Source organism: Patescibacteria group bacterium (assembly GCA_028710985.1).
In the GTDB taxonomy this organism is placed as follows: Bacteria; Patescibacteriota; Patescibacteriia; order JAHJFT01; family JAHJFT01; genus JAQTTB01.
The window spans coordinates 1-10,942 of the sequence record JAQTTB010000006.1 but is presented as its reverse complement, the minus strand read 5'-3'; the positions used below and the strand labels follow the sequence as shown (position 1 = coordinate 10,942).

Genomic DNA, 10,942 nt, shown 5'->3' with positions numbered 1-10,942 from the left:
AACAAAGCCACCCTTCGGTTGTCCGTTTCGATTACACTTATCCACAGCCGGATACCTCAAAATCCGGCTTCGCCCCCTGGTCAAATTTCAACCGGTATCGGTGGTCAGTTTTCATCCGGCGTCAACAGGCAAACCGATTGAAGATAAAAAACAGATCAGTTTTGCCGATACCGATGCCCGTATCATGGGCAAGATAAGGTGATTTTGATTATCGCTACAATGCGCAGATTAGCGTCGGCCAACATATCAGTTTCAATGCCAACGATAAACAAGAGATTCTACCCGCCCTGAAAGCCCTACAGGAAACCACCGGCAGATTGCCGGATAAAATGACGACTGACAACGGCTATCTGTCCGGTGCTAACCCGGAAGCATTGGAAAAAAGCACTGTTGATGCCTATATTGCTACGGACAAAGGTGAAAAGCAAAACCCCATTCCCCTGGATGAATCTGAGCGAAAATTGACCAAAGCCGACTTTACCTGCCACGAAGTAGATAACACGTTCACTTGCCCAGGTAGACAGACCTTAAACCTGGTACGCAGGAGCAACGAGGGTGAGCAGGTTTATCAAGGTAGTGCTGAAGTAGGTGCGAAGTGTTCTTATCAAACTCGCTGTTGTCAATCCAAAAAAGGCGAAGCGCGTACCATCAATACGGATGACAAGGAACCGTTAAGACAACAGATAACTGTCAAGATGGAACAACAGGCATCAAAAGATATTTACAGCAAACGCAAAGTCATTGTTGAACCGGTATTTGGACAACTCAAAAACAGTGGCTTTCGAGGCTTCAGTGTTCGGGGTAAAGAAAAAGTTGCGGGTGAGTTTGCACTTGTGTGTGCCACTCACAATATCAAAAAAATTGTCAAAGCCATTTTTACAGGAGTAGTCCGTCCAGAATTCAGGGATAATAAACACCCACACGGCGCATCTCTGTATAAGGCTTTCGCACCAGAGGAAGCACGAATAATTCTGGATAAATTGGAAATCCACAACACACCCAAACATGCAGGTGGTTAAATATGAATGAGGATGCGCGGGTAAAGTTGAAGAAACTTTACCCGCCATTACAAGAATAACTGAGTACTAGTGATCGTCGAAACTATGCTATAATAAGCAAAGAGTATGATCTGGCAAAGGGTAAAGCCCACAGGCAATTATGCTAGACGCTCTACCAGAAAGGAATCTCACTGTCTAAGAAGGCGATGTTGGCGATTGAAGACAGACTAGAGAGGAACCCAATCCTGCCCAAATGGGACATCCTGATTCGGCCCGCTTGAGGGTAAATTATTTTCTGGAAATTACCTCAGATTGAGCCTATAAAACAACGGAACATCATGAAGTTTCAACAATTAATTAATATTTTCTGGTCGCGCAAACGGATTTTCCTGTCGGTATTTATGATGACGGTAATCACAACCTTGTTTGTAAGTATATTGCTGCCCAAGCAATACGTCGCTACGACTTCAGTAGTGGTTGATCAACGCAATGTCGATCCGGTGACGGGCCTAAACTCCCCGGTAAGTCAACTGCTACCGTCGTATGTTGCAACGCAAGTCGATGTGATTAAAAGTCATAATGTAGCACGCAAGGTGTTGGAAAAACTAGAACTCAGCAAACTGAAACTCAGCGACAACCAGCAAATGAAGAAAGATTTTCCGCAATTGGAGAAAGACTTTCCGGATTTGCAGAAAAAATTTGTAAAAGCCGGGGGCATTGGTGACATTAGAGACTGGGTTGCGGATTTATTGCTGGAAAAACTGGAAGTAAAGCCTTCACGCGAGAGCAACATGATACAATTTGACTTTGCCTCTAGCGATCCACAACTGGCTGCGGATATCGCCAATGCATTTGCCGATGCCTACATACAAACCAGCGTCGAATTGCGCGCTCAACCTGCCAAAATAACTGCAGATTGGTTTGACTCGCAAATGGCTTCGTTGCGAGAGTATCTGGAGCATGCACAGTCGGTGCTGTCTACCTATCAACAACAAGAAGGCATTGTTGATGGCTCTGATCGACTGGATATTGAAAAAACCCGTCTGGTTGATTTGTCACGGCAGTTGGTGGAAATCCAATCTCGCACCAACGAACTGAAATCCAGAAAAGATTTGTTGGCTTCCATTCTTAAACAAGGCGGTTCTTTCGAGTCGTTACAGGAGGTGTTGGACAGCAAATTGATTCAAGAACTCAAGACGGAACTGGCAGTACGTGAGGCGCATTTTGCCGAGATATCCCAGAAATTTAAAAAAGGTAATCCCCAATACAATCAAGCAGAAGCTCAAGTGACCAGTTTGAAAAAAGAAATTCAGTCCGCAGTTTTAATGGTGCTAAACAGTATTAATAGTATGGTTACTTCTTCTAAGCAACGTGACGATATGATAGCTAAGGCCTTGGCGGAACAAAAGGCCAAAGTACTGGATCTGAAAAAAAAGCACGATCAAATTGCGGTTCTTAGCCGCGAGGTAGAAAGTGCGCAGAGGACCTACGATGAGGTTATGCATCGTGCGATACAAACACGCATGGAGAGCGAATTAAGCCAAACCGATATCTCTATACTTAATTCCGCTTATCCGCCTCAGAAAGCTGCCAAGCCTAAAGTGCTATTAAACATGATTTTGTCGATTTTTCTGGGTGGCGTATTGGGAGTGGGCGCGGCGTTATTGTCAGAGTTGATGGATCGTCGAGTACGATCTGCTTTTGATGTTTCGGAAATGTTGGGCATTCCTGTTTTTGCCGTCGTTTCCGCTCCAGTCGCCAAGGAGAATCGAATGCTCTGGCGGTTTAATCTTGACAAAATAGAGCAGCGGCTCAACCTTTTTATTCGGCGCATAAATGAAAGTAAAAGTATCTGAAATCAACAACAAGTGCGATAACGAAGTAGTCAATACAGACATCACTGCTTCCATTGGGGATCTATTACTGGATGCCGGAAAAATCAGCCCAAGCGATGTCGAACGCATTATTGCTTTTCAAAAACAGAAGGGCGTGTACTTCGGCGAGGCCGCCAAAGCGCTTGGGCTGATCAGCGATGACGATATACAAAAAGCCTTATCGAATCAATTTGATTTCCCACACCTAATGGCAAGCGAAGAGAGTTTCAGCTCGGAACTGGCTGCTGCGTACCAGCCCAATAGTGCACAAGTGGAAGCTCTGCGAGCTGTGCGAGGGCAATTGATGCTGCGTTGGTTTATCGATGTCCATAAAACCTTGGCATTGATCAGCCCCAGTCGCAATGAAGGACGCAGCTGCATGGCAGCCAATCTAGCGATTGTTTTTTCCCAGATTGGCGAACGTACGCTGCTGATTGATGCCGATTTACGTCAGCCTCGGCAGCATGCGTTATTTAATCTACAAGGTGGTTACGGTCTATCGGACGTATTGGCTGGGCGCGCTGATCTATCGATTGCTACACGAACTACCGTCTTCCGGGATTTATTTGTCTTGCCGGCTGGCACGGTACCTCCCAACCCGGGAGAATTAATAAGCCGAGGCTTAAAAAACTGTTTGCAACAATTGCAGATACAATTTGACGTCATCCTGATCGACACCTCGCCAACAGAGCAGGGTCTAGATGCACAACTTATTGCATCTTTGTGTGGTGGCGCCCTGCTAGTGGCGCGAAAAGACAAAACCAAATTGGATGCTTTACAAATGTTAAAAGAAACTTTGCAAGACACGGGAATTCAATGCCTTGGCGCAGTTTTAACAGATTTTTAATAGTTAAAAATTAATTACTCAAGTTCCGGGGTTCATTTTCATCTCTGTCAACTCCGTAGGTAGCTGTTCAAAAGTACTTTAACATTTTAGGAAAATTATATTCTGTAGGATTTACCAATATTGGCCAAAATATCGAACAGGTTGTCTTTAAGGCGATTTCCAAGAATGAATATACCCAAATGTGCAGGATATTTGCTCATTTTCAAGGCGTAAAAAGGTGCGCATAGCAGGCTACGTAATCCTTTTTACAACGCAGACAATGGGCAAAAAGTTACCAGCAAGTTGGGTATATTCTTTGCCGGAAATCGCCTAAGGTTAGGTCGCAAATTTTGTCAGTCTGCGCGATAATTACCGATTTTAGTAATTTGAAACACCAATGATTAGTTTTAAAGGCTGCCATTTTCAAAAAGATGTCATTCTTTACTCTGTTTTTTCTATGCCCGTAATTTTAATAAGATGGTGAAGCTTAGTTGAATCTGACGGCAATATTACGTTTTTAAATGCGTTGATAAAATCAGCCGAGGTATTTTTATCACCATCCAGTGATGGGAGAATCCGGGCTAAGTGAAGAATTCAGGAAAACAAAATGAATAATAAACTGAAAATAGCGGTCGTTTGTTTTACAGGAAACTCTGGGCTTACTGATTATTCTGTTTCCCTTTGCCGAGAGTTGGCAAAAATTTGTGATATCAATTTTATCACTGCGGATTCTTATGATGCCGAGAAATATCGAGCGGGCTTCCCTGCAATAAAACTGTTCAGACGAACAAGACACTACCCTGTCGATATTTTCAGGTTTGCCTTTTATCTACTGCGGCAAAGACCAGATGTGGTTTTATTTGAATCGTGGGTTAAGTTTCCTATGTTGGAATGGGTGCTTGTTTCGGTGTTTAGGGCTGTCGGCATTCGCACCGCTCTCACCATTCACGATTTGCTACCGCATGACCAAAAACCTTGGAGCAAACTGGTCCTAGCTTGGTACTACAGAAACTTTGACAGACTGATTGTGCATTCGCAGCGATCGGTGGATGGGCTGATAGCCATGGGGGTTAAGACTATACCGTTGCTTGTGCCGCATGGTGTGTACGACATATTCAACTTCGATCAATTATCTCGTGAAAATGTTTTACCACTGTTTCCTGACATCAAACAGGATGACTTTGTCGTTCTGTTCTTTGGACATATCGAGACACGGAAAGGGATATTAGAATATCTCGCCGCCAGCAAGTTGCTTGAAAATAAGCCTGCTTTCAAATTTGTAGTGGCTGGGGGTAATAGTCTTTATGGCAAGGCTGCGGATAAGTTTAATACATATCGGCCTGCTTCAAATGTGGTTATAAACGATCAAAGTATTCCCATGGATCAGGTCCAGCATTACTTTACCCTAGCACATGCTGTCATTGTCCCTTATCTTGAGGGCACAACAAGTGGTGTTGTTAAACTAGCGATGGCGTTTGATAAACCGATTATCGCGACTGATGTAGGTGATTTTTCTGAAACATTGAATGATTGGTCGGGTTTGCTTATCCAGTCGGATGATATCACGCAAAATCTTGCGGTGGCTATTAAGAAAATGCATAATGAATACTCCTCATTCATGGTTGCTCTTAATAAAAATAAGAGCAAGTATCAGTGGGAACAAATCGCCCATCACCATCTTAATTACTTGTCAACTGATTGCGGGTTATTATCGGAACTGGCATCAGCCCCAAGCGACACTGCCAAAAACTGAAAAAAGATGCGAGAAATGAGCTTAAAGAAGCAGATTGTGAAAGTTTTTGTATCCAATGGTGGCATTTTTGGCATCCAGCGGACGAGCGGAATCGCGCCGCGCGATGCGCCCGCCGAAGTGAAACCCAACGATAGTCCCTGAGATTAGATTGAGTAGTAATGCCGGAGGTTGATCAGGGTATAGGCGAGCGATTTGAAGGCGTAATGCACCTGACTGAGGCGCTTGAAGCGAAGCAGCAAAACTTGTCTTCCCACGCGGATACTCGCTCAACTGTGCGAAATCGCTTGTCGAAAATAGACTTCTTGAAAAACGGCTTGCGGCCGCGTTTTGGTGGTTTTCTGGCACGTAAATTCGGGTTGATATTGGGAATCATACCGCGATTGAAAATGGCTTTGCGGTTTAGCCGACAATCATAGACACCATCGAGACTGACGATAGTACCGTGAAGATCCATGCCAACCGCCTGGGCAATTGGGTTCAGTTGCGGCAGAGTCTCTCGCAACAGAGGTGATTCGTTGCGATTGCTTGACGCCGATACGAACGGTGCGATCACGTTGCAATGCCGATCGCAGAAGGCGACGACCTTATCGCCTTTGACCTTCTTGTGGCCGTTGAAGCCGATGTTGTCGCCGCCTTTTTTGGCTGCCATTGTCGTGCCATCGCAGTGAACGACCGAAATATCCAGGCGGTTGTCCTGATGAAGCTTCAACACCGAGCCGGTAAAAATGGCGTCGATACAGCCATCGACCACCCACCGCCGCCAGATGCGATAAATCCGCGTGTAGTGAATTTCAGGACGCCCCTCGCTATCTTTTTCGATCAGCAGTTCCTTCCACTGGCAACCCAAATACAGCAGCCGCAAAACGTAGTTGAAGATTGTATGCAAACTCAGCTTCGGTGCCGGGCCACGGTGGCCGACGGAAAGATGCGGCAAGAGAAATTCCTCGAACTGCAGAACATCCAATTGCGTTGGAATCGCTTGCCACCGTTGATTTCCAGCCATTCTGACTCTCCAGAAACCTGGACTATAACCTATTCGGGGGCAATGGTCGAAATTCAGCACTATAAAGGCTTTAAGACAATTTGACCAGGCTAGAAAACCCGCAATCAGGTGTTACTCAAAAATAGCGACTCCCCCCGCTTGTTTATTAGTACCCAAAACTGATGTATCCTACAGGTCTAATTTTACCCATCAAAACCAAAGAGAATGATCTGCTTATCGAAACAACACATAGCTACGATCAAAGATGCTGATAAAAATTGACTGGAGCAATAAGCCGAGAGTTTCAAATACAGGTGTCTATTAATTGTTTGAATTCAAAACCGCACTTGGCTGAAAAGATTTTTGATTGGGATCACAAGACGGTTGCGCTGGGGTTAAATGAATTACGCAGTGGAGTCGTTTGTATTGATGATTTTAAGGCTCGCGGCAAAAAAACGGGAGAAAAATGCCGCAACTAGAATATAATATCTGTCTTTGACAGAGCCTGAAAGCCAAATTGACCCCAAATTTCAAACGGCGTTCAAATATACGCGCATCACAGCTAAAGCCATGCGGGAGGCGTTAATAACCAAAAAAGTCTGGCACCATGAAGAACTCCCCCTGTGAAAAGACCATTGGCAATATTTTGAATCGCTTAGGTTGTTTTCGTCTGTGCCGAGTGCAAAAAGCAAAACCACTCAAAAAAGTTGCTGAAACAGATGCCATTTTCGACAACCTTGACGAGATCAATACGGCATCAGGGCTGCGTGAAGATTCATTACGCCTATCGATCGGCACCAAAGCCAAAGCGGATCTATGTGATTCCTCGCGCGGCGGTACATCACGCTGTAGAAAAACAGTAAAAGCTGACGACCATGACATCGGTCTCAAAGATAAGTTAGCGCCTTTTGGTATTTTGAACATGATGACAGGATTGCTCACGGTCATCTTTAGTGTCTCGTTCGAAACAGTGATTTCATGGTCGACTGCCTTGAACAGTGGTGGGATGACAACAAAAAACCTAAGGAGTAGTAATGGTGAATTCTATTGCAATTGTCGTCCCTGAATTGTTGCCGGTTCCGCCAGTGCAGGGTGGAGCAGTTGAGCATTGGGTGGATGAGGCAAGCCGGCGTTTGACAGCACTTGGCCCCAGAATAATAATCGTTTCAAGACCTGCGGGCGTGGCGTGGCGAGACGGTATTGAGTATATCGGCATCCCGTGGACGCCAATGGAAAAGTTCTTTCACCACATCAAGGAGCGTGTGACCTGGAAGAACCCTCTACGCTATCTGGCAAAAATCCAGAATGTATATTCGTATGGGCGGCGCGTGGCGAGCACTGTTCGGGATTTTGACGTTGTTTATCTGCATAACGAGCCGAACATTCTGCTGTTTCTCCACAAGCAGCCCAGCCAGAAGATCGTGCTACATATGCACAACGATCATCTTTCTATGCCACTATTCAGGCCCTTTTATCGTCGAGCACTAGCCAAGGCCGATCGGGTGATCTGTGTCAGCGACTACATACGTCGGCAGGCCGTTGCCCTCTTTCCGGAATATGCCAACCGGTTCTGTGTGGTGTTCAATGCGACTGATCCAGAGGTGTTCAAGTCCTATGGCGATGAAGCTGCTCGCCAGTTGGAGGGTGTTGTCAGTGTCGAGCCTGGCAAGAAATATCTGCTTTACGTTGGTCGCCTGACCCAAGTCAAGGGTGTGCATGTACTGATTGAGGCATTTAGGAAAATTCACAGTAAGATGCCTGATGTGCATCTGATCATTACTGGTTCGTCATTCTTTGATGGAGCTGCCAAAACGGCATACGAACAGCAATTGGTAAATCTGGCTGAACCGGTCAGTGATGCCATTATTTTTACAGGGTATCTGCCGCACGAAAAATTAAAATATTTGTATTCTATCGTGGATATGGTGGTGTTTCCTTCTATATGGCAAGAGCCTTTTGGGTTGGTTATGCTTGAGGCAATGTCATCGGGAAGATGTGTGGTATGTTCTAATGTTGGTGGCATTCCAGAAGTAGTTGAGAACGGCGTCAATGGGATATTGGTGCAACCGGCAGACGCAAATGAACTTGCCCAAGTGATTTGTAATACATTGAGCCATCCTGAAGCGATGCATCAAATGGGTGAGCATGCCCGCCAGAAAATTATATCCAGTTACACATGGAGTCGGCTGGTCGGTGAACTTGAAACTGTGTTTAGGTCGCTCAAATGATTGCAATTGTTTATCCTCAATTCTACGGTGTTGGTGGCATTGCCCGTTACCTGGATTCTTTCCTTTCTAATTTACCGCCCGATCATCCGCCGGTTTATTTAATTACGGGTGATGAACATCGGGTGACGCGTAGTTATCCAGGGGTAGAAATTATTCACATTCCTTTCAGTTCCAGCCGATTTAATCTTTTTACTTGGGGAGTGAAGGCTCGAAAACTGCTGACCAAACTGCATGACGAGGGAAAGATTCAGTGGGTTAACCTGCATTTTCCACCACTGATTCCCGGTCTGTTCTTGCCTCCGCATATTCCGGTAGTGTTAACCGCACATACTACGTATCTCGGCATGTCCGGCCGTTTTTACGGGACCCGGCATTTCGAGAGCCAATGGAGTGCAGCTTCACTGTCAATCAAGTCATGGATGGAGCGCCGTATCTTCGATCGGACCGACAAGGTGATCACGCTGACCGAACAGGGCAGGCAAGAGGTTCTTGCCTATGGTTTTAAGGGATCAGTGGCAGTGATTCCTAACGGTGCCGATGTCAAGTTGTTCACACCGGATAAGACTGTTCATAAGGATATCGACGTGCTGTTTTGCGGGCGCATCGAGTTCCGCAAGGGTAGCCGGGCTATGGTAGAACTTTGCCGCCAGTTGATCGCCAAAAAGCCGGATATCCGGATTGCCGTCGTCGGGTATGGTGATGACGATGCATGGGTGAATGATGCTTTGGCTAACCATGGTCACAACGTACTATTGACCGGCAAGGTGCCGTTCCCGGAAATGGTCGGGTATTACAACCGTAGTCGGGTTTATGCCTCGACATCCTATTATGAGGGATTACCCGGTACATGTTTGGAGGCAATGGCAATGCAATTGCCTGTGGTTGTTTGGGATTTCCTGTTTTATCGTGGCTTGGTGATAGAGGACCTGACGGGATCGCTGGCGGAAGCCAACGATTTTTCGGGGATGACGAACAAGTTGCTAGAGCTACTATCAAACCCTCATTTGGCAGCTGAAATGGGCAGAAATGGCCGAGCATTGCTTGAATCGGATTACAATTGGGGAAAGTTAGCCAAGGATGTGCTAGGTGTTTTCACCAAGGCAGGATAAAAATGAATTGGCCAATTCGGGATGAATTTAAACAAACGACACCAAAGTCCCATAGGATTTTGAGCGGATAAACCTAAAAACCGCACTTGAACAAAAGCATTAAATCTGTAAAGCTTGTATTCTTTGAGCCGAGCCCTGATTTTACCTCCCAAAGTTATTCACCCAACGGGTGAACCGGAATTTACGCTTAAAAAGTCAGTAATAAGCGCACTGATTGCCGACACCTTTAATGGAAAAATCCATATTGAATGGGATCCACAGGCACAAGTGACCACAATGGGGCAACTTGCCTTTTTCATTCAATATTTAAAAGTAGGGCATCGCTTTATGCCTTGGGTTGAAGATTGTCCCTTGCGCTATACCAGTCCTAACGCCCCTAAAAAGATAAATGTCTTGGGATCTTTTGTGCTGTCCATTTTGGCAGGGTATACCCGTTACGCCCATATTACGCGAATACAAGGAGATTGCGTCAATGCGCCCTTATTGGGCATGACTAAAGTAGTGGGAGAAGACAGTGCGCGTAATGCGTTGAAAGCCATTGAAGAAACTGCAGGCATTGCCTGGCTGCAAAAGCATTTGTATCAATTCTATAGCCCATTGCTGGAACTGCCGTGGATATTGGATGCGGATGTCACCATCAAAACCTTATATGGCCACCAGGAAGGGGCCACGGTCGGCTACAACCACCACAAGCCCGGACGGCCATCGCATACCTGCCACACTTACATGATAGCCAATGTGCGCCTAATCGGGGTCTTGGGAACAATGGAACGGAAATTCCGGTTAAGCTTTTGTCAAAATCTATCAAGGATATAAACCGCCTGCTTCGCGTCAGTCCGAACGGAGTTTCTCTATCAGTCCGGGCCAGCCAATCCGATCGAGGGTCTCGATCAACGTGGTGCGCTTTACGCCGAAGGTTCGGCAAACCGCCGCTTTCGACATTCCGTTATGCAATGCCTCGACAATGGCGTCCAGTTTTTCCTGTGCGATTGCTGGCGGGCGTCCACCGACCCGACCGCGCCGCCTGGCAGCATTAAGGGGGGCCGTAAGGATTCCTTCGTAGTGCGACGTGAAGTCGTATAAGTAATTGTTTAGCTGGAGCAATCCCGACTAAACCTGCCGTTCCTCTGGCAGTAGCCTTGGAGTGCAGGCATTAACAGTAATGTGATGTT

The 10,942-nt window shown here is 46.0% G+C and carries 12 protein-coding genes and 1 pseudogene; 11 read left to right on the top strand and 2 right to left on the bottom strand.

The window, feature by feature from the left end; translation table 11 throughout:
• From PHW53_05100 to PHW53_05075, 6 genes are all read left to right on the top strand, one after another.
• Positions 1–202: hypothetical protein (locus tag PHW53_05100; protein MDD4995808.1), on the top strand; the 202-nt coding region annotated here is incomplete at its 5' end.
• Between the two features lie 85 nt (positions 203–287).
• Positions 288–1,019: a transposase gene (locus PHW53_05095; GenBank protein ID MDD4995807.1), complete on the top strand. Its 732-nt coding sequence runs from the start codon at positions 288–290 to the stop codon at positions 1,017–1,019.
• A 317-nt stretch (positions 1,020–1,336) separates the two neighbouring features.
• On the top strand, positions 1,337–2,854 hold the full coding sequence (epsF, locus tag PHW53_05090) for a chain length determinant protein EpsF (GenBank protein ID MDD4995806.1): 1,518 nt from the start codon (positions 1,337–1,339) through the stop codon (positions 2,852–2,854).
• Positions 2,835–3,719 (top strand): chain length determinant protein tyrosine kinase EpsG, encoded by an 885-nt coding sequence (gene epsG, locus PHW53_05085; protein MDD4995805.1) that lies wholly within the window; start codon positions 2,835–2,837, stop codon positions 3,717–3,719. Before epsF ends, epsG begins: the two co-directional genes overlap by 20 nt.
• Before the next feature lie 586 nt (positions 3,720–4,305).
• Complete coding sequence (locus PHW53_05080) at positions 4,306–5,451, top strand: glycosyltransferase family 4 protein (GenBank protein ID MDD4995804.1); 1,146 nt, start codon at positions 4,306–4,308, stop codon at positions 5,449–5,451.
• 6 nt (positions 5,452–5,457) lie between these two features.
• A complete protein-coding gene (locus tag PHW53_05075; protein ID MDD4995803.1) occupies positions 5,458–5,592 on the top strand; it encodes a hypothetical protein in 135 nt (44 codons plus the stop codon).
• 31 nt (positions 5,593–5,623) lie between these two features.
• On the opposite strand, the gene PHW53_05070 is transcribed toward PHW53_05075, so the two are convergent.
• The gene (locus PHW53_05070; GenBank protein ID MDD4995802.1) at positions 5,624–6,454 is read right to left on the bottom strand and encodes a transposase; all 831 of its coding nucleotides are present in this window, start codon (positions 6,452–6,454) and stop codon (positions 5,624–5,626) included.
• Between the two features lie 308 nt (positions 6,455–6,762).
• Here PHW53_05070 and PHW53_05065 point away from each other — a divergent pair, with 308 nt between their 5' ends.
• The 5 genes from PHW53_05065 (at position 6,763) to PHW53_05045 (ending at position 10,586) form a co-directional block, all read left to right on the top strand.
• Positions 6,763–6,912 (top strand): hypothetical protein, encoded by a 150-nt coding sequence (locus PHW53_05065; protein ID MDD4995801.1) that lies wholly within the window; start codon positions 6,763–6,765, stop codon positions 6,910–6,912.
• Positions 6,913–7,040: 128 nt separating this feature from the next.
• Positions 7,041–7,499: a hypothetical protein gene (locus tag PHW53_05060; GenBank protein ID MDD4995800.1), complete on the top strand. Its 459-nt coding sequence runs from the start codon at positions 7,041–7,043 to the stop codon at positions 7,497–7,499.
• On the top strand, positions 7,468–8,661 hold the full coding sequence (locus PHW53_05055; GenBank protein ID MDD4995799.1) for a glycosyltransferase family 4 protein: 1,194 nt from the start codon (positions 7,468–7,470) through the stop codon (positions 8,659–8,661). Before PHW53_05060 ends, PHW53_05055 begins: the two co-directional genes overlap by 32 nt.
• On the top strand, positions 8,658–9,770 hold the full coding sequence (locus PHW53_05050) for a glycosyltransferase (protein MDD4995798.1): 1,113 nt from the start codon (positions 8,658–8,660) through the stop codon (positions 9,768–9,770). The genes PHW53_05055 and PHW53_05050 overlap by 4 nt, the downstream gene beginning before the upstream one ends.
• 114 nt (positions 9,771–9,884) lie before the next feature.
• Entirely contained in the window at positions 9,885–10,586 is a 702-nt protein-coding gene (locus tag PHW53_05045; protein ID MDD4995797.1) for a hypothetical protein, read from the top strand.
• 15 nt (positions 10,587–10,601) lie between these two features.
• Here the strand turns inward: PHW53_05045 and PHW53_05040 are convergent.
• Positions 10,602–10,802 (bottom strand): annotated as a pseudogene (locus PHW53_05040) (helix-turn-helix domain-containing protein).
• Positions 10,803–10,942 lie beyond the last annotated feature (140 nt).

Bases quoted from the DNA above. Each gene is read 5' to 3' on its own strand.
- epsG (MDD4995805.1), top strand. From the start codon at position 2,835: ATGAAAGTAAAAGTATCTGAAATCAACAACAAGTGCGATAACGAAGTA.
- PHW53_05070 (MDD4995802.1), bottom strand. From the start codon at position 6,454: ATGGCTGGAAATCAACGGTGGCAAGCGATTCCAACGCAATTGGATGTT.
- PHW53_05075 (MDD4995803.1), top strand. From the start codon at position 5,458: ATGCGAGAAATGAGCTTAAAGAAGCAGATTGTGAAAGTTTTTGTATCC.
- PHW53_05055 (MDD4995799.1), top strand. From the start codon at position 7,468: ATGGTGAATTCTATTGCAATTGTCGTCCCTGAATTGTTGCCGGTTCCG.
- PHW53_05060 (MDD4995800.1), top strand. From the start codon at position 7,041: ATGAAGAACTCCCCCTGTGAAAAGACCATTGGCAATATTTTGAATCGC.
- PHW53_05050 (MDD4995798.1), top strand. From the start codon at position 8,658: ATGATTGCAATTGTTTATCCTCAATTCTACGGTGTTGGTGGCATTGCC.
- epsF (MDD4995806.1), top strand. From the start codon at position 1,337: ATGAAGTTTCAACAATTAATTAATATTTTCTGGTCGCGCAAACGGATT.
- PHW53_05080 (MDD4995804.1), top strand. From the start codon at position 4,306: ATGAATAATAAACTGAAAATAGCGGTCGTTTGTTTTACAGGAAACTCT.